Annotated in this window: 22 protein-coding genes and 1 tRNA gene; 13 read left to right on the forward strand and 10 right to left on the reverse strand. The window is 59.6% G+C overall.

Annotation, left to right across the window (positions count from 1 at the left end; translation table 11 throughout):
* Window positions 1–21 precede the first annotated feature (21 nt).
* The 4 genes from VY732_RS09860 to VY732_RS09875 all read left to right on the forward strand — a co-directional run bounded on the left by VY732_RS09860 (window position 22) and on the right by VY732_RS09875 (window position 5,360).
* Window positions 22–738 carry an MgtC/SapB family protein gene (locus VY732_RS09860; RefSeq protein ID WP_007913384.1) on the forward strand — a complete coding sequence of 239 codons (717 nt, stop codon included), beginning with the start codon at window positions 22–24 and terminating at the stop codon, window positions 736–738.
* Between the two features lie 187 nt (window positions 739–925).
* Window positions 926–1,369, forward strand: a complete 444-nt coding sequence (locus VY732_RS09865; protein WP_077571897.1) for a chemotaxis protein CheY — start codon at window positions 926–928, stop codon at window positions 1,367–1,369.
* 135 nt (window positions 1,370–1,504) lie between these two features.
* Window positions 1,505–2,131: a response regulator transcription factor gene (locus VY732_RS09870; RefSeq protein ID WP_077571898.1), complete on the forward strand. Its 627-nt coding sequence runs from the start codon at window positions 1,505–1,507 to the stop codon at window positions 2,129–2,131.
* Window positions 2,132–2,183: 52 nt separating this feature from the next.
* Window positions 2,184–5,360: a transporter substrate-binding domain-containing protein gene (locus VY732_RS09875; RefSeq protein ID WP_442968566.1), complete on the forward strand. Its 3,177-nt coding sequence runs from the start codon at window positions 2,184–2,186 to the stop codon at window positions 5,358–5,360.
* A gap of 18 nt (window positions 5,361–5,378) precedes the next feature.
* Here VY732_RS09875 and dkgB read toward each other — a convergent pair whose 3' ends face one another.
* Window positions 5,379–6,182 (reverse strand): 2,5-didehydrogluconate reductase DkgB, encoded by an 804-nt coding sequence (gene dkgB / locus VY732_RS09880; RefSeq protein WP_331695291.1) that lies wholly within the window; start codon window positions 6,180–6,182, stop codon window positions 5,379–5,381.
* Between the two features lie 218 nt (window positions 6,183–6,400).
* Window positions 6,401–7,309: a LysR substrate-binding domain-containing protein gene (locus tag VY732_RS09885; RefSeq protein WP_331695292.1), complete on the reverse strand. Its 909-nt coding sequence runs from the start codon at window positions 7,307–7,309 to the stop codon at window positions 6,401–6,403.
* A gap of 105 nt (window positions 7,310–7,414) precedes the next feature.
* Between VY732_RS09885 and VY732_RS09890 the strand changes: the two genes are divergently transcribed.
* From VY732_RS09890 to VY732_RS09905, 4 genes are all read left to right on the forward strand, one after another.
* Window positions 7,415–8,281, forward strand: coding sequence for a pirin family protein (locus VY732_RS09890; protein ID WP_331695293.1), 867 nt, complete (start codon window positions 7,415–7,417; stop codon window positions 8,279–8,281).
* 86 nt (window positions 8,282–8,367) lie between these two features.
* Entirely contained in the window at window positions 8,368–9,051 is a 684-nt protein-coding gene (locus tag VY732_RS09895; protein WP_331695294.1) for an isochorismatase family protein, read from the forward strand.
* Window positions 9,052–9,108: 57 nt separating this feature from the next.
* Window positions 9,109–9,735: an isochorismate family cysteine hydrolase YcaC gene (ycaC, locus tag VY732_RS09900; RefSeq protein WP_331695295.1), complete on the forward strand. Its 627-nt coding sequence runs from the start codon at window positions 9,109–9,111 to the stop codon at window positions 9,733–9,735.
* Window positions 9,736–9,953: 218 nt separating this feature from the next.
* Complete coding sequence (locus VY732_RS09905; RefSeq protein ID WP_212622566.1) at window positions 9,954–11,396, forward strand: mechanosensitive ion channel family protein; 1,443 nt, start codon at window positions 9,954–9,956, stop codon at window positions 11,394–11,396.
* Between the two features lie 5 nt (window positions 11,397–11,401).
* Here the strand turns inward: VY732_RS09905 and VY732_RS09910 are convergent, their stop codons facing one another.
* On the reverse strand, window positions 11,402–11,983 hold the full coding sequence (locus VY732_RS09910) for a GNAT family N-acetyltransferase (protein WP_077571905.1): 582 nt from the start codon (window positions 11,981–11,983) through the stop codon (window positions 11,402–11,404).
* A 129-nt stretch (window positions 11,984–12,112) separates the two neighbouring features.
* Between VY732_RS09910 and xth the strand changes: the two genes are divergently transcribed.
* Window positions 12,113–12,907 (forward strand): exodeoxyribonuclease III, encoded by a 795-nt coding sequence (gene xth, locus VY732_RS09915; protein WP_038363581.1) that lies wholly within the window; start codon window positions 12,113–12,115, stop codon window positions 12,905–12,907.
* 101 nt (window positions 12,908–13,008) lie between these two features.
* On the forward strand, window positions 13,009–13,842 hold the full coding sequence (locus tag VY732_RS09920; protein WP_331695296.1) for an arylamine N-acetyltransferase family protein: 834 nt from the start codon (window positions 13,009–13,011) through the stop codon (window positions 13,840–13,842).
* Here VY732_RS09920 and VY732_RS09925 read toward each other — a convergent pair.
* Window positions 13,839–14,165 carry a BrnA antitoxin family protein gene (locus VY732_RS09925; protein ID WP_137218010.1) on the reverse strand — a complete coding sequence of 109 codons (327 nt, stop codon included), beginning with the start codon at window positions 14,163–14,165 and terminating at the stop codon, window positions 13,839–13,841. The genes VY732_RS09920 and VY732_RS09925 overlap by 4 nt on opposite strands.
* A gap of 3 nt (window positions 14,166–14,168) precedes the next feature.
* Complete coding sequence (locus tag VY732_RS09930) at window positions 14,169–14,453, reverse strand: BrnT family toxin (protein ID WP_077571908.1); 285 nt, start codon at window positions 14,451–14,453, stop codon at window positions 14,169–14,171.
* Window positions 14,454–14,707: 254 nt separating this feature from the next.
* On the opposite strand from VY732_RS09930, the gene VY732_RS09935 reads away from it, so the two are divergent.
* The gene (locus tag VY732_RS09935; RefSeq protein ID WP_331695297.1) at window positions 14,708–16,225 is read left to right on the forward strand and encodes a nucleobase:cation symporter-2 family protein; all 1,518 of its coding nucleotides are present in this window, start codon (window positions 14,708–14,710) and stop codon (window positions 16,223–16,225) included.
* A gap of 119 nt (window positions 16,226–16,344) precedes the next feature.
* Here VY732_RS09935 and VY732_RS09940 read toward each other — a convergent pair.
* Window positions 16,345–16,420, reverse strand: a tRNA-Asn gene (locus VY732_RS09940).
* Between the two features lie 219 nt (window positions 16,421–16,639).
* Here VY732_RS09940 and VY732_RS09945 point away from each other — a divergent pair.
* Window positions 16,640–16,870, forward strand: coding sequence for a hypothetical protein (locus VY732_RS09945; RefSeq protein ID WP_331695298.1), 231 nt, complete (start codon window positions 16,640–16,642; stop codon window positions 16,868–16,870).
* On the opposite strand, the gene VY732_RS09950 is transcribed toward VY732_RS09945, so the two are convergent.
* Together VY732_RS09950 and VY732_RS09955 are read right to left on the reverse strand one after the other, a co-directional pair.
* Complete coding sequence (locus VY732_RS09950) at window positions 16,867–17,067, reverse strand: hypothetical protein (protein WP_053118898.1); 201 nt, start codon at window positions 17,065–17,067, stop codon at window positions 16,867–16,869. The two genes, VY732_RS09945 and VY732_RS09950, sit on opposite strands and share 4 nt — an antisense overlap.
* 224 nt (window positions 17,068–17,291) lie before the next feature.
* Window positions 17,292–18,488 carry an amino acid aminotransferase gene (locus VY732_RS09955; RefSeq protein ID WP_077571911.1) on the reverse strand — a complete coding sequence of 399 codons (1,197 nt, stop codon included), beginning with the start codon at window positions 18,486–18,488 and terminating at the stop codon, window positions 17,292–17,294.
* Window positions 18,489–18,825: 337 nt separating this feature from the next.
* Here VY732_RS09955 and uvrB point away from each other — a divergent pair, with 337 nt between their 5' ends.
* On the forward strand, window positions 18,826–20,841 hold the full coding sequence (gene uvrB, locus VY732_RS09960; protein WP_007913411.1) for an excinuclease ABC subunit UvrB: 2,016 nt from the start codon (window positions 18,826–18,828) through the stop codon (window positions 20,839–20,841).
* A 114-nt stretch (window positions 20,842–20,955) separates the two neighbouring features.
* On the opposite strand, the gene VY732_RS09965 is transcribed toward uvrB, so the two are convergent.
* Window positions 20,956–22,446 carry an MDR family MFS transporter gene (locus VY732_RS09965; protein ID WP_185057818.1) on the reverse strand — a complete coding sequence of 497 codons (1,491 nt, stop codon included), beginning with the start codon at window positions 22,444–22,446 and terminating at the stop codon, window positions 20,956–20,958.
* Window positions 22,447–22,495: 49 nt separating this feature from the next.
* Window positions 22,496–23,545: an HlyD family secretion protein gene (locus VY732_RS09970; protein WP_186613608.1), complete on the reverse strand. Its 1,050-nt coding sequence runs from the start codon at window positions 23,543–23,545 to the stop codon at window positions 22,496–22,498.
* Window positions 23,546–23,689: the final 144 nt, after the last annotated feature.

Raw genomic sequence — 23,689 nt, forward strand, 5'->3', positions numbered from 1 at the left:
GCGTGTTTTCAAGGATTTTTTATGCAAGCCATCAACAACCTCAACCTCGATTCGCTGCTCGACACCCTGGTCAGCCTCAGCGCCGCGTTCATTCTCGGCGGTCTGATCGGCTTCGAGCGCCAGTACCGGCAACGCACTGCGGGCCTGCGCACCAATGTGCTGGTCGCCGTCGGTGCAGCGATTTTCGTCGATATGGCCAACCGTCTCGCCGGCGCCGAAGGCGCGGTGCGTGTGGTCGCCTACGTGGTGTCCGGCATCGGTTTTCTCGGCGCCGGGGTGATCATGCGCGAAGAGGGCAACGTGCGTGGCCTCAACACCGCCGCGACCCTGTGGACCTCCGCAGCGGTCGGCGCCTGTGCCGGTGCCGACCTGCTCGCCGAAGCCGTGCTCGGCACACTGTTCATCCTCGCCGCCAACACCTTGCTGCGGCCGATCGTCAACAACATCAACCGTCAGCCACTGGACGTGGTCTCGGCGGAAGTCACCAATATCGTCTACGTCATCGCCCGCCGCTCCCAGCAAACCGCCGTGTTCGCCTTGCTTGAAGCGGAGCTGGAACGAAGCAACTACCCGGCCAGCGACGTCGATGTGCATGCCTTCGGCGCCGATGAAATCGAGATCGAAGCGACGCTGGCGACGACGTCGGTCGATGGTGATGAACTCGACGCTCTGGTGGCGCGGATTTCCACATCGGCGCTGGTCGTGCAGGCGTTCTGGAGTCCTAGCACTACTGAATAAAAGTACTACCGAATAAACCGCTCTCCATCTTCCAGGGGGTTGAGACGGTCACCAAAGCGTCGAGTGATGGTCAGGCTCGTTGAGCCTGCGATGAATAACCGTGTTTTTCGGAATATTCCTACAGAACCGGCCCCGGGGCTTGCGTAGTCTTGCCGCACCCAGAAACCGTGACCCCGGGAGATTGACCATGATCAATAAAGCCCTGCGCATCCTGATCGCCGACACGCAGCATTTCCACCGGATGAAAATCGAGCGTCTGTTCAACAGCCTCGATTATTACCGTGTGGCTCCGGCACAGAGCCTGACCGAACTGCTGACGTTGGTGGACTTCGGGTGCGAGCCGTTCGATGCGGTGGTCATCAATGCCGAACTCGCCAAGGGCTCGCTGGATCTGCTGGGTTTTTTCCTGGATAACCCGCAGGTTCGTCAGGTGCTGATCTACAACGAAGCCACGGCGCCGTTACAACAGGCCTCGGGTTTCGCCCGGGAAAATGTGCAAGTCAGCCATTTGGCACTGCCCTCAAAACAGTCGATCAGTCAGCTGATGGCGTTGGTCGATACACCTGCGAGGCGGCAAGTGTTGTCAGCCAGCCAGCCGTACTCGTCGGTGAAAATCGTTGCTCATGCATAAAAACTCACTGGCCGCAACTGTCAGGTCTGACAGGTGATTTGCTCGCCGTTCCATGTAACAGTCCCGGCGCAGCCACTGAGTCTGGATCAGCCCCCATCGGTGGCCTGTTCGTCAGACTTTGCACCGGGAGTGGCCATGAAGTCAGCGCTGATCGTCGACGATCATCCGGTGGTGCGCGCCGCCATCCGGATCGTGTTGCAAGCTGCAGGATTCAAGCAGATCCACGAGGCGTCCCAAGGCAATGAGGTGGTGTCGCTCATTCGGGAATACCAGCCTCGATTGGTGATACTCGATCTGAATTTGCCGGGAAGCAACGGGCTGCAAGTTCTTGCCAGGATCAAGGCCAATGATTTTGCTTGCCGAGTGCTGGTGTTCAGTACACACGAACCCATGTTCTATCAGGATCGCTGCGTACGGGCCGGAGCCATGGCCTACGTGACCAAAACCAATCAACTGGAGCAACTGCGCAACGCCATTCGAGCGGTGATGTCGGGCCACACCTATTTTTCCTCACTCCCGGACAGCTTCAGCACGCTGAATGCCGTGCAAACCACGGAAAAACAGATGATCGATCAGCTTTCCGACCGTGAGTTGAGCATTTTTCAGCAATTGGGACAGGGCAAGTCCAACAAGGCGATTGCCGAGGACATGCACCTGAGCCACAAGACCGTGAGTACCTACAAGACCCGTCTGATGAAAAAACTCGGGGTCAGTTCAGCGGTGCACTTGCGCGATTTCGCCAAGCGCAATCATGTGATCTGAGCGACCGCACATGAGGCCGGGCCGCTGGATTATGTGTTTGGGCTTGAGCCTGATGGCCACCTGCTGGGCCAGTGACACGCCGCAGGTGCTGCAATTGCTGAGCCGCACCGGACTGGAAAACGTCCAGCTGCGCCTCGACGAACAGGATCGCCAATGGCTGCGTCAGCACCCGGTGCTGCGCATGGGGATTTCCGGGCCGGATTACCCGCCGTTCGAAATTACCCGCAATCAACAGGAACTCGAGGGGCTGACTGCCGATTACGCAGATCTGCTGGCGCAATTGCTCGGCGTGCGCATCGAAGTCCAGCGTTTTGCCAACCGTGACGCGGTGATGGCGGCACTTAAACGCGGCGATCTCGATCTGCTGGGCACGTCCAACAGTTTTGAAGCCGCCGACCCCGCCTTCATCCTGTCCCGTGCCTACGCTGAAGATCAGCCGATGCTGGTGACCCGGCTCGAAGAACAATTGCCGAGCGATCTGGCCGGCAAGCGTCTGGCCATGGTCGAGGACTATCTGCCGCTGGCGAGCGTGCAAGCGTTTTATCCCTTGGCAAACGTGCAGCTTTACCCTTCGGCGATGGATGCGCTGGGTGCGGTGGCCTTTGGCGCGAAAGACGGTTATCTGGGCGACTTAACCAGTGGCAACTACCTGATCAACACCAATTATCGCAACGACCTGCAACTGGCCGGTCCTGCGGGGCTGGATGCCCTTTCGTTCAGCTTTGCCCTGTTGCGCAGCGATGCGCGCCTCAAACGCATCGTTGACAAGGCACTGGCGGCCATTCCCATGGAGCGTCGCCAGCGCATCGAGCAACGCTGGAGCGTAGGCCAGGCCGAGATGGCTGAGCAGAGCCGGGTGCAACTCAGTGCCAATGAACAGGAGTGGCTGGACCAGCATCCCGTGGTCCGGGTCGGTGCCATCGAAGATTTCGCACCGCTGACGTTTTTCGATGCCGATGGCCGTTTCAGTGGGCTGACGGCGCAACTGCTGAGTTTGATCAGCCAGCGCAGCGGGTTGAACTTCGAGATTGTGCGCGGAACGTCGCTGGATCGTCAGATCGAACAGCTCAAGGCCGGTGAACTGGATGTGTTGCCGGTGGTGACGCCGAGCAGCGAGCGCGAAACCGAACTGCAATTTACCCGCGCCTATCTGAACAATCCGTTTGTGCTGGTCAGTGCAATTACTGCGCAAGGGCCGCTCAATCTTGATGATCTGGCAGGCAAGCGGCTGGCCATTTATCGCGGTCATCCGTTGCGCAGTTATCTCTTGGGGCGCGTGCCGCAGATCCGTCTGGTCGACGTCAAAAGCCCCGCTGAAGGCATGGCATTGATTGCCAAAGGCCAGGTCGACGCCACGGTGAGTTCGTTGCTGGTGGCACGCTTTCTGATCGCACGTCACTACCGCGAGCGCCTGCGTATTACGGGGACCATCGGCGATCAACCGGCGCGCATTGCGTTGGCGACGGCCCCGCAGATGCCGGCACTGCATTCGATCCTGAACAAGGCGCTGTTGAGCATCGCCCCGCAACAGATGGACGAACTGGTGGAGCGCTGGAGCCACGATGTGGTGGTGGAAGGCAGTTATTGGTTACAGCATCGCCGCGAGATTCTCCTTGGTTTTGCCGGTGCGGCGGTGTTGTTGGCGCTGGCGTTGGCCTGGATCGTTTTTCAGCGGCAACAGATTCGCCGGCGACAGCAGTGGCTGCAGCAATTGCAGGAAGCCAAGGACGCGGCGGACGACGCCAATCGGGCCAAGACCACGTTTCTGGCGACCATGAGCCATGAAATCCGTACGCCGATGAACGCCTTGATCGGCATGCTCGAACTGGCCTTGAAGCGCGCCGAGGAAGGCGTGACCGACCGTCTGGCGATTCAGGTGGCGTCCAATGCCGGGCAACAATTGCTGGCGCTGATCGGCGATATTCTCGACATCGCGCGGATCGAGGCCGGGCATTTGTCCCTCGCCCCCGAACGCGCCAACCTGCGCGAACTGGTGGTGTCGGTGTGCCGGGTGTTCGAAGGGCTGGCGCGGCAGAAGCGTTTGCTGTGGCACATCGAACTCGATGCGCGCAGCAATGTGGATGTGCTGATTGATCCGACGCGCTTCAAGCAAGTGCTGTCGAATCTGCTGAGCAATGCGATCAAGTTCACCGAAGAGGGCGAGGTCAGCCTGCGACTGGTGGTGACCACAATGGCCGCCGAGCACCTGGCGGTGAAAGTCCTCATTGAAGACAGCGGTGTGGGGATCAGCCAAGACGATCGGCGACGGCTGTTCAGCCCGTTCGTACAGGCGAGCCATGATTCGAAAACCGCACGCAGCGGCTCCGGACTGGGTCTGGTGATCAGTCGCAGTCTCTGCGAAATGATGGGCGGCACGCTGCGACTCGACAGTACACCGGGCGCAGGAACGCAAGTCGAAGTCAGCCTCGAACTGCCGCTGTTGGAAGCCCTCGCACAGGCCCCGGAGCCCTCCGACACTGCGCTCACCGCGACGTGTTCACTGAATGTTCTGGTGGTGGACGATCATCCGGTGAACCGCTTGCTGTTGTGCTGGCAGTTGAGTGAACTCGGCCATCGTACGGTCGACACCGAGAACGGCGATGAAGGGCTGGAGCGCTGGCGGGCGCAAGCGTTTGATGTGGTAATCACCGATTGCAACATGCCGCGGCGCAACGGATATCAACTGGCGCGGGCGATCCGTGATGAGGAAGCGCTTGCCGGCCGCCAACCCTGTCTGATTCTTGGTTTTACCGCCAACGCGCAGGCCGAGGAGCGGACGCGTTGCCTGCATGCCGGCATGGACGAATGTCTGTTCAAACCGATCCGCTTGCATGACCTGGCGCAGGCGTTGGCGGCGGCCAGTCATTGCGACATCGCGGTTGACCCCGTTGAGGTGCTGGCGCTGGCGGAAATCGATCTGAGCACCCTGGAGCAAATGGCCGGGGATGATCGTGGCTTGATCGAACAATTGCGCAGGGAAGTGTTGAACAGTTTGCAACTCGATCTGCAACGTCTTGCTGATTTGCAACCTGAGCAGGATCGCGCAGGGCTGCGTGAACTGACTCATCACATCAAGGGCGGGGCGCAGATGGTGGGCGCGGCGCGGGTAGTGGCGGCGTGTGTTGATCTGGAGCTGGCGAGTCAACAGGCGCAAGCGGCAACGCTGGGCATCGCGGTCGAGACGTTGCGCAAGGCCATGACCGGTCTCGCGCAACGTCTGCAGGCCTGAACGGGCAATATCGCCGGATCAGTCCCAGTCTGGCGCGATGCCTTTCGGGCTGGTCAGGCGATGGCCGCGATCCAGTGTGGCAATCAGCGCCATGTCGGCGTCGCTTAGCGTCAGTGCGGTGGCGGCTAGGTTGCTTTGCAGGTTGTCACGTTTGGTCGACGACGGAATCACGGCATAGCCCGACTGCATCGCCCAGGCCAGGGTGACTTGCGCCGGGGTGGCCTGCAGGCGTTCGGCGATTTGCTGGATCAGCGGATCTTTCAGCACTTCACCGTAAGCCAGGGTCATGTACGAAGTGATGTGGATGCCTTGGCTCTGGGCAAACTCGACGACTTTACGGTTTTGCAGGTACGGGTGCAGTTCGATCTGGTTGGTCGCGATGTGGTCGGCACCGACCGCCGCAATTGCCTGCTTCATCAAATCGATGGTGAAGTTGGACACACCGATCTGCCGGGTCAGGCCCAAGCGTTTGGCTTCGAGCAGGGCGCCCATGAACTCTTCGACCGGGACCTGGTTTTCCGGCGATGGCCAGTGAATCAAGGTCAGGTCGAGGTAGTCGGTCTGCAATTTCTGCAGGCTGTCCTTGAGGCTATCGATCAGGCGATCCTTGGCGAAGTTGGCGACCCAGATCTTGCTGGTGATGAACAGCTCGTCGCGCGGGATGCCGCTGGCCGCAATGGCCGCGCCGACATCGGCTTCGTTTTCGTAGATCTGCGCGGTGTCGATGACCCGGTAGCCGAGTTCAAGGGCGGTGCTCACTGAGTCAATGACGACCTGGCCTTGCAGGCGAAACGTGCCAAGGCCGAAAGCGGGAACAGACATGAGGGACTCCAGGGGTTGCAGTGGGAATGAGCAGGAGTATCCGCATCCGGATGGTTGAGAAAAACCGCTGGCGGGACAAAGCACTGTTGATCAGAAGTCATGAATCATTTTCAGGACTTATGTTGTCGGGGCTGGCCTCTTCGCGAGCAGGCTCGCTCCCACATTGGAATGCGTGCTCATCTGGGAGCGAGCTTGCTCGCGAAGGGCGCACCACCGATTCAGGCTATGTCGCTACGCGCAAATTCCTCGCCCAAAAAATCAATCAACGTGCGCACCGACGGCAACAGCCCGCGCCGCGACGGAAAGATCGCGTGCACCACCCCGCACTTCGGTGCCCAGCCTGGAATCAACTCCACGACTCGTCCGGCGGCAATGTCCTCTCGCACGACTACGCTTGGCAGATGCGCCACGCCAACGCCGGCAATCACCGCCTGACGCAAGGCAATCAAGTCATCGGTGACCATCCGCGGCGTATGCCGAATCAGCGCCGTGTTGTCATTCGGCCCAAGCAGTTCCCACTGATATTCACGCTGCGCCGCGCCCCAATGCAGGCTCGGCAGGCCATTAAGGTCAGCAGGCGAGGGCGGTGACGACAGACGTTCGACAAACTGTGGGCTGCCGACCACCGATTGCATGCTGTTGCCGAGCACTTTCATGACCATGTCGGTGTTTTCCAGCGGCGGAAAGCGCACGCGCAGGGCGATGTCGAAGCCTTCGTGCAGCAGATCGACACGGCGGTTGGTGCTCTCGATAAATAACTCCACCAACGGGTACTTGAGCATGTAGCGCGTGAGCATCGGCCCGACCCAGGAGTTGAGCAGCGCCGTCGGGCAACTCAGGCGCACCAGCCCTTGCGGTTCCGAGCGATTGCGCTCGATCAGCTCGGCGGCGCTTTCGGCTTCGACGCGCATGGCCAGGCAGCGCTGGTAATAGGCCTGGCCGATTTCCGTCAACGAGCAATGGCGGCTGGTGCGATGCAGCAGGCGTACGCCGAGGCGCTCTTCCAGTTCGGAAATCCGCCGGCTGAGCTTCGATTTGGGCATGTCCAGTGCGCGCCCGGCGGCGGCGAAACCGTGGTGTTCGACCACTTGGGTGAAGTAGTAGAGGGTGTTGAGGTCTTCCACCATCGTTCTCCAGATAGAACGCTAAGGCTGATTTTTGCAGTCTAGTGCATTAATGCCCATGGATTTAAGCTTAATCCATCGCGTCACTCACCCAAATTGGAGACAACCATGAAAAACATCATCGGTATCTACACCAGCCCGCGCGGCCATTGGGTCGGCGATGGTTTCCCGGTTCGCACGCTGTTTTCCTACGACAACCTGGGCAAACACATCAGCCCGTTTCTGCTGCTCGATCACGCCGGCCCGGCCGATTTCACCCCGACCAGCGAACGGCGTGGCGTTGGTCAGCATCCGCACCGTGGTTTCGAAACCGTGACTATCGTTTATGAAGGCGAAGTACAGCACCGCGACTCGACCGGCAGCGGCGGAGTGATCGGCCCGGGCGATGTGCAATGGATGACGGCCGCTTCCGGGATCCTCCACGAGGAATTCCATTCGGAAAACTTCGCCAAAACCGGCGGCAAACTGGAAATGGTCCAGTTGTGGGTCAACCTGCCGGCCAAGGACAAAATGGCCGCGCCGGGTTACCAGACCATTCTCGACAGCGACATCCCGAGCATCGCGCTCAAGGACAACGCCGGCAGCCTGCGCCTGATCGCCGGTGAGTTCGATGGCCACACCGGCCCGTCGCGGACTTTCACGCCGATCGATGTGTGGGATCTGCGTCTGAACGCCGGCAAGTTGCTGACGCTCGATTTGCATGAAGGCCGCAATACCGCGCTGGTGGTGCTGAAAGGCTCGGTGCAGGTCAACGCAGTGGAAGCGGTGCGTGAAGGGCAATTGGCGCTGTTCGAACGTGACGGCCAGCAGATGACGCTCGAAGCCAGCCAGGACGCCGTGGTGTTGCTGCTCAGCGGCGAGCCGATCGACGAACCGATCGTCGGCCACGGCCCGTTCGTGATGAACACCGAGCAGGAAATCCACCAGGCCTTCGCCGACTTCCAGTCCGGCCGCTTCGGCCAGATGCACGCTTAACGCACCACCACTCCGCTCTACACAGGACGCGTAGGCCGGTTCGCAGGCCAGGGATGGCTGTTGCCTATAGAAAAGAGGAAACGCACATGAACATTGTCAATGCAGCGAACTTCGACGGCCAGAAACCGACCATCGATGCCAGCGACGCAGCGATGCTGCTGATCGACCACCAGAGCGGTCTGTTCCAGATCGTCAAGGACATGGACGTGCCGCAACTGCGCGCCAATGCCATCGCACTGGCCAAAGCCGCGACCCTGTTGAAGATGCCGGTAATCACCACCGCCTCCGTGCCGCAAGGGCCGAACGGGCCGTTGATCCCGGAGATCCACGAAGCGGCGCCGCATGCGCAATACGTGGCGCGCAAAGGCGAAATCAATGCCTGGGACAATCCGGAATTTCACGCAGCGGTCAAAGCTACCGGCAAGAAGACGTTGGTGATCGCCGGCACCCTGACCAGCGTTTGCCTGGCGTTCCCGTCCATCGCCGCCGTGCACGAAGGCTACAAGGTGTTTGCCGTGGTCGACGCGTCCGGTAATCACTCGAAACTCGCCACTGATCTGACCGTTGCCCGTTTGGCCCAGGCCGGGGTGGTGCCGATCGACATCATGGCTACGCTTTCCGAGCTGCAAGGCTCGTGGAACCGTCCCGATGCCGAGCAGTGGGCGGCCGTTTATGCCCAGGCCATGCCGCATTATCAATTGCTGATCGAGAGCTACCTCAAGGCTCAGCAAGTCGCGAACGAACACGAAGTGCTGGATTCCCAGCGCTGATCGAGTCTCCTGAGGCCGACCAACGGTCGGCCTCTACCACCCGCGAGGATTACTGCAATGACCACTCAATACAAACGTCTGGACAAGAACAACGCTGCGGTGCTGCTGGTCGACCATCAGGCCGGGCTGCTGTCGCTGGTCCGTGACATTGAGCCGGACAAATTCAAGAATAACGTGCTGGCGCTGGCCGATCTGGCCAAGTACTTCAAACTGCCGACGATCCTCACCACCAGTTTTGAAACCGGCCCCAATGGTCCGCTGGTGCCGGAACTGAAAGCGCTGTTTCCGGATGCGCCGTACATCGCCCGTCCTGGGCAGATCAACGCTTGGGACAACGAAGATTTCGTCAAGGCGATCAAGGCGACGGGCAAGAAGCAACTGATCATTGCTGGCGTGGTGACCGAGGTCTGCGTGGCATTCCCGGCACTGTCGGCGATAGAGGAAGGTTTTGATGTGTTCGTGGTTACCGATGCCTCGGGCACGTTCAACGAACTGACCCGCGAGTCGGCGTGGAATCGCATGTCCACGGCCGGCGCGCAATTGATGACCTGGTTCGGTCTGGCCTGCGAGCTGCATCGCGACTGGCGCAACGACATTGAAGGGCTGGGCACGCTGTTCTCCAACCATATCCCCGACTACCGCAACCTGATGACCAGCTACAGCACCCTGACTAACGGTAAATAACCCAGGCCTTACGCAATACCTGTAGGAGTGAGCCTGCTCGCGATAGCGGTGGGTCAGTCAAAGAGATTTCGACTGATACCCCGCCATCGCGAGCAGGCTCACTCCTACATGGGTTTTGCGGTGTTTTTGCGTGGGCGTTCATGCTCTGAAATCAATTGCTCCTACACTTGCTCAATCTGTGCGATCTTCTCGCGATTGGCCCCCGTCGGAGTTGTTTGATGCTGTCGCTGCTCACCGAACATCCGTTGTTCTGCGCGTTGATCCTGATCCTCCTCGATCTGGGCCTGTGGCGTCTGATCTCCTCCCATGGCAGCGAGTGGAAACTGCTGGTGCGGGTGCTGATTTTCACTCTGTTCAGCGTGCTGCTGTTCAACGAAGGCCTCAACCCGATGGAGCCCGCACCGTGGGCCGACAACGTGCCGCTGCATTTGGCGGCGACCGGGTTGCAGATTGGCTGGTGGCTGTTCGGTGCGCGCACTCTGACGGTGTTGATCGGCGCGGTGATGATGCAGCGAGTCGGCCACACCGGGCGGCTGTTGCAGGATCTGCTCGGCGCGGTGATTTTCCTTATCGCGATCATCGCGGCGCTGGCCTATGTGCTGGATCTGCCGGTCAAAGGCGTGCTGGCGACGTCTGGCGCGTTGGCGATCATCGTCGGTCTGGCCTTGCAGAGCACGCTCAGCGATGTGTTCTCCGGGATCGTCCTCAACACCACCAAGCCGTATCAACTGGATGACTGGATTTCCATCGACGGCACCGAAGGCCGGGTCACCGACATCGACTGGCGCGCCACGCGCCTGCAGACCAGTCAGGGCAGCATGGCGGTGATTCCCAACTCGCTGGCGGCCAAGGCCAAGATCATCAACTTCAGTCGGCCGAGCAATATGTTCGGCGTCGCAGTCAGCGTGCAGGTCAGCCCGCATGCGCGGCCCAATTCGGTGATCGATGCGCTGGAGCGGGCGATGCAGGGCTGTCGTCAATTGCTCGACACGCCTGCGCCGAGCGTGGCGCTGAAAAGCTCCGGCAGCAGCGGTGCGGAATACGAAATCAGTGGATTCGTTGCATCCATGGGCGAGAAGCGCGTGGTGCGCAATCAGCTGTTCGACCTGGCGTATCGGCATTTGCAGGCGTCCGGGGTCAATCTGCTGTCGAGTGATGAAAGCAGCGCGCCGACTAACCTGTCGCGGCCACGGGCACTGCTCGACAGTTCACCGATTTTCTCGACCCTGCGCCAGGAAGAGAAAGACACTTTCAGCCAGAACATGAACCTGCAAACCTTCCGTGCCGGCGAAGTCATTCTCGCGGGCGGCGAGGTCAGCGATCATCTGTTCATTATTGAGTCCGGTGTGGTGTCGGTGACGTTGAAACGTCACGGTACGCCGTTCGAGTCCGGGCGTATGGGACCGGGGGAGGTGATTGGCGAGGCTGGGATCTTGTCCGATACCGCGTTGCCGGCGGACTTTTCGGCGAAAACCTTTTGCGTGCTGTACCGCATCGAAAAGTCCTACCTCAAGCCGTGCCTCGACGCCCGCCACGACATCAACGATGCGATGCAAGCCTTGCTCGATTATCGCCTGCACAAGGCGCAATCGCTGACCGAGGAAACGCCGGTGGTCGCACCGAAAAAAGGCTTTCTGCAATGGCTGCGCAATCGTACCTGAATGTTTTACGCGTAGGCGGCGAGTTTCTGCTCCAGATGCAAGCGCACCTGCGGCCACTCGTCGTCGATGATGCTGAAACGCACCGAGTTGCGCTTGCGCCCGTCCGGCATTATTCGTTCGTGGCGGACGATGCCTTCCTGCTGTGCGCCGAGACGCAGAATCGCGTTGCGCGACTTCTGGTTGTTCTCGTCGGTGGTGAACTGCACGCGCACGCAACCGAGGACTTCGAAGGCGTGACGCAGCATCAGGTACTTGGCTTCGGTGTTGACGAAGGATTTCTGCCAGCTCGCCGCGATCCAGCTGCTGCCGATTTCCAGCTTGCGATTGAGCGGGTCGATCTTCCAGAAGCGCGTGGAGCCGATGACTTGGCCGCTATCTTTCAACACGATCACGAACGGCATCACCGTGCCGGCATCACGGCCATCGAGGGCTTTTTTCAGGTAGCTGTCGACGGTGCTTGCTGAAGGCACCACGGTGACGGTGAGGTTCCACAATTCGCCGTCAGCGGCCGCATGGAGCAGGGCGGCGGCATCTGAATACTCAAGCGGGCGCAGGAGAATGCGCTGACCTTGCAGCGTGGTTTTCATGGGGATCAGGTCTCGGCGGAGCGGGCGAATGGCGAGGGCCTATTACGCCGCATCGGGTGGATCCGATGCAACCGCCACGATGTTCACGAGGTCACAGTTTTCACAGCCCATGGGCAGGAGCCTCAGTTGATGAAAAACCTGCGGATCGCCACCTACAACGTCAACGGTTTACGCGCTCGTTTGCCGAATCTGCTGGATTGGCTCAAGCGCGAGCAACCGGACATCGCCTGCCTGCAAGAACTCAAATCTGTCGACACGGCGTTCCCCGCCGCCGAACTGGAAGCCGCCGGTTACGGCGCAATCTGGCAGGGACAAGCCGCGTGGAACGGCGTGGCGATTCTTGCCCGTGACGCGCAACCGCTGGAGAGTCGGCGCGGTTTGCCCGGCGATCCCGACGACAAGCACAGTCGTTATCTGGAAGCGGCGGTGCATGGGGTGTTGGTCGGGTGTCTGTACCTGCCGAATGGCAACCCGCAGCCCGGACCGAAGTTCGATTACAAACTGGCGTGGTTCGAAAGGCTGATCAGCTACGCGAAGGACCTGCAAAGCAGCGATCACCCGGTGGTGCTGGCGGGTGACTACAACGTTGTGCCCACTGACATGGACATCTACAACACCCGCTCGTGGCTCAAGGATGCGCTGCTGCAACCCGAAAGCCGCGAGTGTTATCAACGCTTGCTCGATCAAGGCTGGACCGATTCGCTGCGCCATCTGTATCCCGAGGATCGGCTCTATACGTTCTGGGATTACTTCCGCCAGCACTGGCAAACCAATTCCGGTTTGCGCATCGATCATCTACTGCTCAATCCGGCGCTGAGTCCGTATTTGCACGAGGCCGGGGTAGATGCCTGGGTGCGCAACGAACCCCACGCCAGTGACCATGCGCCGACGTGGATCCGTATCGGTTCACGGAAAAAACGCTAGCGGGCGATTGGCGAAATCAATTGTCGGAACCAGTGCCCGATCCCGTATACATGGCGACCATCAACGCAGTGAACTGCGGCCCCATGCATAAGGACCGAGCAATGAGTGAGCCTCGCCTGACGAATCTGAAGTTGTACCTGCAACGTCTCGGTTTTGAAGCGCCACCGGAGCCGACACTGGACACCCTGCGACTGCTGCAATTGCGCCACACCGGCGTGTTTCCTTTCGAGAACCTGGCGACGATTAGCGGGGCGCCGGTGTTGATCGACCTGCCGTCCATCGAAGAAAAAATCCTCGTCGGTGGCCGTGGTGGTTACTGCTACGAACTCAACAACCTGTTCTTTGCCTTGTTGCTTGAACTGGGCTTCGACGCACGCGCTATCAGCGGGCGTGTAGTGATGAATCAGCCGGAAGGCAGCTGGACGGCGCGCACGCACCGCTTGAGTCTGGTGACCATCGACGATGTGCGCTACATCACCGATGTCGGTTTTGGTGGCATGGTGCCGACTGCACCGCTGCTGCTCGACACCGAAGCGGAGCAAGCGACCCCTCACGAACCTTATCGCATTGAAAAACAGCCCGACGGCTACATGCTGCTTGCCAACGTGGCGGGGGAATGGCGATCGATGTACCTGTTCGATCTGCAACGCCAGGAAGACATCGATTACACCATTGGCAACTGGTACGTCTCGACGCATCCTGAGTCACCGTTCAGTCAGCGCCTGATGGTCGCGCGCACCGGGGAGGGCTGGCGCAAGACGCTGAACAACGGCAGCTTCGCCGTCCATCGCATGGGTGCCAATAGTGAGCGGCGCGAAGTGACGCAGGTCGATGAGCTGATTGAGTTGCTGGCGCGCGAGTTTGCTCTGCACCTGCCGGATCTACCCCACACTCGGCAGTCTCTGGCGCGGATGATCGAGCCCGTGTCTGGCTAGGGCTTGGCGTCTGGCTCCAGCACTCGGCGGATTTCCCCGACCGCTGCCGACAGTTTTTTCTCGAGGCTTTTGAGATCGGCGGCGGTGATACCTTTCTTGAATTGGCCGCTCGATTCGACTTGCTCCGGTTTTGCAATCGCATCGAGCAGGGCATGACGCAGGGTGTTATTGATTACCGTCTGATAACCGAACCCTTCGCTCTCCGCGGCCGTACGCGCCGCTTCGATGACGGCGTCATCCAGCATGATGGTAATGCGCGTTTTACCCTTGTTGGGCGCCACTGCACCGCGTTTGCCCTGAGAGAAGTCATATTCGTCTTTCATCGGTCAAGCCTCCAGAAAATAAGCGCAACGTTCGCTGGGTGTGGCGACACGTGCAGAAATGATTCGAACGACATTCGCATCCCGGTAACTGTAAGCAACGACCAACAAGCGCCCTTTGCCGTTGAGGCCAATAGTGATCCAGCGCTGTTCGTCATGGTCGTTGTCCTCGACCGTCAGTGCTCGTTCGTCGTGCAAGACCGGTTCAGTTTCGGCGAGGCTGACGCCTTTGTGCTTGAGTTTGTTGGCTGCGTTCTTGCTTTTGTCGTACTGAATAGTGAATGACTTCATTATGCATACTTTATATGTATAAAAAAGAGTGCGACCGCGCCGCTGGTCGCCATGAACACTTCAGCCTAGTGGGCGTTGGCGCAGACACAGAAGCGCATGTGTTGCCGGATTTGTGGGGGATGGGAGCGGCGGGCTAGAAGCTTGGGTGGCTACCTATCCATTTTGTGACTGATAAGTTGTATACAACTCTATGGACATTTGTCGTGAGTATTGAATACAGTGTGCGCATAACAAAAACCAGGGAACCCCCCACCATGAAAACGCCCCATGTTTCACACCAACGGCCCGAGGACGAAAATCTCGGGGTCGGCGCGAATATGGCTTACGGCCTGCAACATGTTCTGACCATGTACGGCGGTATCGTTGCGGTGCCACTGATCATCGGCCAGGCGGCCGGCCTGTCGCCGGCGGACATCGGTTTGCTGATTGCTGCTTCATTGTTTGCGGGGGGGCTGGCGACACTGCTGCAAACCCTGGGTCTACCGTTTTTTGGCTGTCAGTTGCCGCTGGTACAGGGTGTGTCGTTCTCCGGTGTGGCGACCATGGTCGCAATCGTCAGCAGTGGCGGGGAGGGCGGCTTCCAGTCGGTGCTCGGCGCAGTGATTGCGGCGTCCTTGATAGGCTTATTGATCACACCGGTGTTCTCGCGCATCACCAAGTTCTTCCCGCCGCTGGTCACCGGCATCGTGATCACCACCATCGGCCTGACGCTGATGCCGGTGGCCGCACGCTGGGCCATGGGCGGCAACAGCCACGCGCCGGACTTCGGCAGCATGCAGAACATCGGTCTGGCGGCAGTCACGCTGGTGCTGGTGTTGTTGCTGAGCAAGGTCGGCAGCTCGACCATCTCGCGTCTGTCGATCCTGTTGGCCATGGTGATCGGCACGGTGCTGGCGGTGTTCCTCGGCATGGCGGACTTCTCCAGCGTCACCACCGGGCCGATGTTCGGCTTCCCGACGCCGTTCCACTTCGGTATGCCAACCTTCCACTTCGCCGCGATCCTGTCGATGTGCATCGTGGTCATGGTGACGCTGGTAGAAACGTCGGCAGACATTCTCGCGGTCGGTGAAATCATCGGCACCAAGGTCGATTCCAAGCGTCTGGGCAACGGCCTGCGGGCGGACATGCTGTCGAGCATGTTTGCGCCGATCTTCGGTTCGTTCACCCAGAGCGCTTTCGCCCAGAACGTCGGGCTGGTGGCGGTCACCGGGATCAAGAGCCGTTACGTGGTCGCTACGGGCGGTATCTTCCTGGTGATCCTCGGCCTGCTGCCGTTCATGGGCCGGGTCATCGCGGCGGTGCCGACCTCGGTACTCGGCGGCGCCGGTATCGTGCTGTTCGGCACCGTGGCGGCGAGTGGTATCCGCACACTGTCCAAGGTTGATTACCGCAACAACGTCAACCTGATCATCGTCGCCACCTCGATCGGTTTCGGCATGATCCCGATTGCTGCGCCGAACTTCTACGATCATTTCCCGAGCTGGTTCGCGACCATTTTCCACTCGGGCATCAGCTCGTCGGCGATCATGGCGATCCTGCTCAACCTGGCATTTAACCACTTCACGGCGGGCAACTCGGATCAGCAATCGGTGTTTGCGGCGGCGGAAGAGCGGACTCTGCGTTATCGCGATCTGGCGGCGCTGCGTGAAGGCGATTACTTCAGCGACGGCAAGCTGCATGATTGCGATGGCAAGGAAGTGCCGGTGATCGAGCCTGATGATCATGGCCATGGCGCGCCGAAGGCGCATGCAAAAAGCAGCGAGCATGTCTGAGCGCTTTAACTGAATAGAAAAGGGCCGATCTGTTAAACACAGATCGGCCCTTTTTGTTTGAGCTTTTCGAGCGCCCACAAAAAAGCCCCTGAATCTTTCGATTCAGGGGCTTTGCTATTTGGCTCCACAACCTGGACTCGAACCAGGGACCCAATGATTAACAGTCATTTGCTCTACCAACTGAGCTATTGCGGAATTGGTGCGTATGTTACTGATTCAAAAAGAGAAGTCAAGCGAAGGTGGCAAAATTAAGTAAATCTTCGGGACGGACGGCTGTTTGTCAGCGATTGGCGGTTACCAGAACCGTAGCAGAGGTCTACCATGGCCGCCCGGAAGTGGTGACACGCGCTGCCGGCCATTCGCCGAAAAGGTACGCGCCATGAAGCATTCAATCCGCAACAACGAGGTGTTCGCATGAGCATCGCGCAAATCAGCCTGCCCAAAGGCGTCGGCCCACACGCCGAAAAACTCTTCGACGCAATCACTCAGGCTGGCACCGCTGAAGAATTGAACCGCGCCGGCGGCAAGGCCGAAGGTTTTGTCCTCGGCCTGGAAAGCACCAAGGCGATCAAAAGCCAGATCGCCGAATCGCTGTACGTCGTCTATGACGATGCCGCGACTCAGCGCGCGACGGAACTGGCTTAACTGCCGAAGGTGATAGTGCCCAGCATCAGTTTGGCGTAGGCCGCGGTGGCTGCCAGTTGCACCAGCCACAGCACCAGGCCACCCAGGAAGACGCCGGCGGCGACTTGCAGCACCAGGCTTTTTTCGCGTTTGGCCGAGGCGCGAGGGATGAAATCATCCAGATCGTCACGGTCGGCGCGCAGGTTGTCGTTTTTCATATAGGGTCTCTTCAGAAATCTCGGGTGTACACAAAACCTGTAGGCCTTCGCCTGCTCGCGATAGCGTCGTGTCAGCCGAAGCTTCATTACCTGACACGCCGCTATCGCGAGCAGGCTCACTCCTACAGTTTGATTTGTGTGCAGTCTAGAGGGTGTGGGGCGTTATCCGGGACAAATAAAAACGGGAAGCCCCAAGGCTTCCCGTTTTTCATCACGCAGCGAAATCAGATGACCTGAACAATCGCATCCGTTACAGCCTTGATGTTGCTCTGGTTCAGCGCGGCCACGCAGATGCGGCCGGTGTCCAGGGCATAGATGCCGAACTCGTTACGCAGGCGATGCACTTGCTCAGTGGTCAGGCCAGAGTAGGAGAACATGCCGCGCTGACGACCGACGAAGCTGAAGTCGCGGCCCGGGGCTTTCTCGGCCAGCAGGGCAACCATCTGCTCACGCATGCCGCGAATGCGCAGACGCATTTCGGCCAGCTCGGCTTCCCACTGCGCGCGCAGTTCCGGGCTGTTCAGCACAGCGGCGACGATGCTTGCACCGTGGGTCGGCGGGTTGGAGTAGTTGGTGCGGATCACGCGTTTGACTTGCGACAGTACGCGCGCGCTTTCTTCTTTCGACTCGCTGATGATCGACAGGGCGCCAACGCGCTCGCCGTACAGCGAGAACGATTTGGAGAACGAGCTCGAGACGAAGAAGGTCAGGCCGGACTCAGCGAACAGGCGCACGGCAGCGGCGTCTTCATCGATGCCGTCGCCAAAACCCTGGTAAGCCATGTCGAGGAACGGCACGTGACCTTTGGCCTTGACCACTTCCAGCACGTTGTTCCAGTCCGCCGGGGTCAGGTCGACGCCGGTCGGGTTGTGGCAGCACGCGTGGAGGATAACGATCGAGCCGTTCGGCAGGGCGTTGAGGTCTTCGAGCATGCCGGCACGGTTAACGTCGTGGGTGGCGGCGTCGTAGTAACGGTAGTTCTGCACCGGGAAACCGGCGGTTTCGAACAGCGCGCGGTGGTTTTCCCAGCTCGGGTCGCTGATTGCCACAACGGCGTTAGGCAGCAGCTGCTTGAGGAAGTCGGCACCGATTTTCAGTGCGCCGGTACCGCCGACAGCCTGAGTGGTGATGACGCGACCGGCGCTGATCAGCGGTGAGTCGTTGCCGAACAGCAGCTTTTGCACGGCCTGGTCGTAGGCAGCGATGCCATCGATTGGCAGGTAACCGCGCGAAGCGTGTTGAGCGGCGCGAACGGTTTCGGCTTCGATCACGGCGCGCAGAAGTGGAATTCGCCCCTCTTCGTTGCAGTACACACCCACGCCCAGGTTGACCTTGGTGGTCCGGGTATCGGCGTTGAATGCTTCGTTGAGGCCCAGGATTGGATCGCGGGGTGCCATTTCGACAGCGGAGAACAGGCTCATTATTGCGGCGGCTCTGAATGGAGAATGGAGGGACGTGTCGCGCTCCAGCCGGATGCACTAGAGCGGTGCACAAACGGGGAGCTAGTATAGAGGCCATTACTGAACAATGGCGACAGGCGATTCGGCTTTTCGGGTAAGTTTTTCCGATTATTTCTTGACCGTTAGTCGACTGCGCGTGTCAGAGTCTTTACCGGATGTAGGACGTTTGCCTTGAAAGGTGAGGCAATCGCCACCACATTGAGCACAATCCAGGTTTTTTCTTGCGCGACACCGGTCGTTTGCGGTCGTCCCCGTGGTACTCCGCTTTGCTCGGAATGCCGCGATCCCAGAGGTGTATATGTCCGAATTCCAGCTCGTCACCCGCTTTGAGCCCGCCGGCGATCAGCCGGAAGCCATCCGCCAATTGGTGGAGGGCATCGAAGCCGGGCTGGCGCACCAGACGCTGCTCGGTGTGACCGGCTCGGGCAAGACCTTCAGCATCGCCAATGTCATCTCGCAGATTCAACGGCCGACGCTGGTGCTGGCGCCGAACAAAACCCTCGCCGCGCAGTTGTACGGTGAGTTCAAGGCGTTCTTCCCGAATAACGCCGTCGAATACTTCGTTTCCTACTACGACTACTATCAGCCCGAAGCCTATGTGCCGTCGTCCGACACCTTCATCGAGAAGGATGCGTCGATCAACGACCACATCGAGCAGATGCGCCTGTCCGCGACCAAAGCGTTGCTGGAGCGCAAGGACGCGATCATCGTCACCACGGTGTCGTGCATCTACGGTCTGGGTAGCCCGGAGACCTATTTGAAAATGGTCTTGCACGTTGATCGCGGCGACAAGCTCGATCAGCGCGCACTGCTGCGGCGTTTGGCTGACCTGCAATACACCCGCAACGACATGGATTTTGCCCGTGCGACCTTCCGTGTGCGCGGCGATGTGATCGACATTTACCCGGCAGAATCCGATCTGGAAGCGATCCGCATCGAATTGTTCGATGACGAAGTTGAAAGTATTTCCGCGTTCGACCCGCTGACCGGCGAAGTCATCCGCAAGATGCCGCGCTTCACCTTCTACCCGAAGAGCCACTATGTGACGCCACGGGAAACCCTGCTCGACGCCATCGAACACATCAAAGTCGAATTGCAGGAACGCCTCGAATACCTGCGCAGCAACAATAAACTGGTCGAAGCCCAGCGGCTGGAGCAGCGCACCCGTTTCGACCTGGAAATGATCCTCGAGCTGGGTTACTGCAACGGCATCGAAAACTACTCGCGCTACCTGTCTGGACGTCCGGCCGGTGCCGCGCCGCCAACCCTTTACGATTACCTGCCGGCGGATGCCTTGCTGGTGATCGACGAATCCCACGTCAGCGTGCCGCAGGTCGGCGCGATGTATAAGGGCGACCGTTCGCGTAAGGAAACCCTCGTTGAATATGGCTTCCGTCTGCCGTCAGCGCTGGACAACCGGCCAATGCGGTTTGACGAGTGGGAAGGGGTCAGCCCGCAGACCATTTTTGTCTCGGCGACCCCGGGCAATTACGAAGCCGAGCACGCCGGGCGGGTGGTCGAGCAAGTGGTACGGCCGACCGGTCTGGTCGACCCGCAGGTAGAAGTGCGCCCGGCGCTGACTCAGGTCGACGATCTGCTCTCGGAAATCAGCAAACGCGTGGCGGTCGAGGAGCGGGTGCTGGTCACCACGCTGACCAAACGCATGGCCGAAGACCTCACCGATTACCTCGCCGACCACGGCGTGCGTGTGCGTTATCTGCACTCGGACATCGACACCGTCGAGCGGGTCGAGATCATCCGCGACCTGCGCCTTGGCACCTTTGATGTGCTGGTCGGGATCAACCTGCTGCGTGAAGGCCTCGACATGCCGGAAGTGTCGTTGGTGGCGATTCTCGACGCGGACAAGGAAGGCTTCCTGCGTTCCGAGCGCTCGCTGATCCAGACCATCGGCCGTGCGGCGCGTAACCTTAATGGTCGGGCGATTCTGTATGCCGATCGCATGACCGGTTCGATGGAGCGGGCGATTGGCGAGACCGAGCGTCGGCGCGACAAGCAAATAGCGTTCAACCTGGAAAACGGTATCACTCCGCGCGGGGTGATCAAGGACGTCGCCGACATCATGGAAGGCGCCACCGTGCCGGGCTCGCGCAGCAAGAAGCGCAAAGGCATGGCCAAGGCCGCCGAAGAGAACGCCAAGTACGAAGCCGAACTGCGCTCGCCGAGTGAGATCACCAAGCGTATTCGTGCGCTGGAAGAGAAGATGTATCAGCTGGCGCGGGATCTGGAGTTTGAAGCGGCGGCACAGATGCGCGATGAGATTGCCAAACTGCGCGAGCGGCTTTTGGCAGTTTGATCTTCATTGCCTGGGCGGGCCTCTTCGCGAGCAGGCTCGCTCCCACCTTGGATCTATGTCGTTCACAAATCCCCTGTGGGAGCGAGCCTGCTCGCGAATGGCGGCAACGCGGTCTTAATGAGACTCCCCAGCCTTCAGCCCCTCCGGCAATTTCTTGGTCAACAAAATCGCCAGCATGCTGATCCCCAACGCAATCCCGACAAAGTGAAACGCATCGTTGTACGCCATGATCGCCGCCTGCTGATGGACGATTTCACTCAGCTTGCCCAACGCCGCCGTGTCACTGCCAAACCGATCGGTCATCGACGCCAGCCGTTCCGCCACCTGCGGATTGGTCGGCACCACCGCCTCACGCAAATAATCGAAGTAAGTTTTGGTGCGCGCATCCAGCAGCGTCGCCAGCAGAGCAATACCAATCGCGCCGCCCAGATTTCGCAGGATATTGAACAGACTCGACGCTGACCCTGCGTCCTGCGGCAGGATGTACGCCGTGGCGATCAGCGAAATGGTCACCATGATCAACGGCTGCCCCAGCGCGCGAATAATCTGAATCTGATTGAATTGCGGCCCGGCGAAATCCGGGTTGAGCACCCCGGACGAAAAACTCGCCAGACCAAACAAGCCAAACCCCAGCGTGCACAGCCACTTCGGCGAAATAATCTTCATCAGTTTCGGCACCAGCGGAATCAGAAACAGCTGCGGCACGCCCATCCACATGATCACTTCGCCGATCTGCAGGGCGTTGTAGTTCTGAATCTGCGCCAGGTACAGCGGCAACAGATAAATCGAGCCGTACAACCCGACACCCATGCCCAGGCTGGAAATACTCGACAACCCAAAGTTGCGATTGCGCAGGATGCCGAGGTTGATCAGCGGATTCGGTTTGGAGATCTGCACGATCACAAAGGTGATCAAACTCACCAGGGCAATGCTGCCCAGCGTCACGATCAGGCTCGATTCGAGCCAGTCCTTGCGATGGCCTTCCTCAAGAAAAACCTGCAAGCAACCAAGACCAATGCCGAGCGTGAGAATGCCGGTGTAGTCGGTGCTTTTCAGTAGTTCCCAGTGCGCTTCTTTCTTCTCCAGTCCGTACATCAGGCCGGCGATCATGATCAGGCCCGGCGGGATGTTGATATAGAAGATGTATTCCCAGCCCCAGTTTTCCGTGAGCCAGCCGCCCAGCGTCGGGCCGATCGACGGGGCGAAGGTCGCGGTCATGGCGAACATCGCCATGCCTTTGGCGCGGTGGTGTTCGGGGAGTTTGATCAGGGTCAGGGTGAATGCCAGCGGGATCAGCGCGCCGCCGGTAAAGCCCTGCATGGCGCGAAAGACGATCATGCTCTCCAGGCTCCAGGCCATCGAGCACAGCAGCGAAGAAACCAGAAAGCCCAGCGACACCCACACCGCCAGACGCCGCGCCGAGAGCAACTGCACCAGCCACGCGGTCAGCGGGATCATGATGATTTCCGCGACCAGATACGACGTGGAAATCCACGAGCCTTCTTCCAGCGTCGCTGACAAGGCGCCCTGAATATCTTTCAGCGACGAGTTGGTGATCTGGATGTCGAGCACGGCCATAAAGGCGCCGAGCATCACGCTCATCACCGCAATCCAATCGCGCCGGGTCGGTTCGCCTACCGGGCGGATCAGCGAATCACCGGCCATTGTCCGGGGCGTCTTTGATGTTCACGGTGGCTGTTACGGACATGCCCGGACGGATCTTGCCGTGCAGCGGGTTGTCGGCCTTGAAGGTCAGTTTCACCGGAATCCGCTGTACGACTTTGGTGAAGTTGCCGGTGGCGTTGTCCGGCGGCAGCAGGCTGAACTGCGCGCCGGACGCGGCGAACAGACTATCGACTCGCGCTTCGATCGGTGTGTCGCCATACGCGTCGAACGTCAGTTCGGCTTTTTGTCCAGGTTGCATATGACCGATCTGGGTTTCCTTGAAGTTGGCCTGCACCCAGATGTCTTCGTCCGGGACGATCGACAGCAGGTAGGCGCCAGCCTGCACCACTTGACCATTGCGCGCGGCGCGTTGGCCGACCAGACCGCTGATCGGCGCGTGGATTTCGCTGCGGGTCAGGTTGAGTTCGGCTTGCGCGAGATCGGCGCGGGCGTTGGCGATCTGCGCGTCGAGGCGTTTGATTTCCGCGTTCAGGGCGTTGACCTGTTGGCGCTGGCCCTGTGCGTCGGCTTGCGCCTTGGCCACTTGCGAACGGGCGATATGAGCGTCGGCGGAGAGGGTGGTCACGCGTTCTTCGGAAACATAGCCGGGTTTGCGCAGAGTTTCGGCGCGCGACAAATCCATCTGCGAGCGGCCGAGTGTCGCTTGGGTGGTCGCCACTTGCGCGTCGCTGGCGGCGATCAGACTCGATTGCTGGGTCAGTTTGCTCTGCGCCTGCAGGCGTTCGGCTTCGCGGGTGGCGAGGGCGGCATTGGCGCGGTCGATGGCCAGACGGAAATCATTCGGTTCGAGGCGCACCAATAACTGGCCTTTTTCCACGTGCTGATTGTCCTGCACCAGCACTTCGTCGATGCGCGCGCCCAATTGGCTCGAGACACGGGTGATCTCACCCTGGACATAAGCATTGTCGGTGCTTTCATAAAAGCGTCCCTTGAAAAACCAATGGGCGAAAAAGCCCCCGGCGATCAGCAGGACGAGCAGCAGGAATATCAACAGGCGACGCTTGAGTTGGGCAGGCATGGGCAAACTGTAGTCGAGGAATTGTAAGGAAAGTTATCAGCAGGCGAATCTGGCATACAGCCGATCAACGGTAAATGCCATCCGTTGATATTTGCCCATTCACCACGACTTACCGGCGTTCCAGAGGCAAACTTGGCTTAAATG

This window comes from Pseudomonas sp. ZY71 (genome assembly GCF_036542145.1).
Taxonomy (GTDB): Bacteria; Pseudomonadota; Gammaproteobacteria; order Pseudomonadales; family Pseudomonadaceae; genus Aquipseudomonas; species Aquipseudomonas koreensis_A.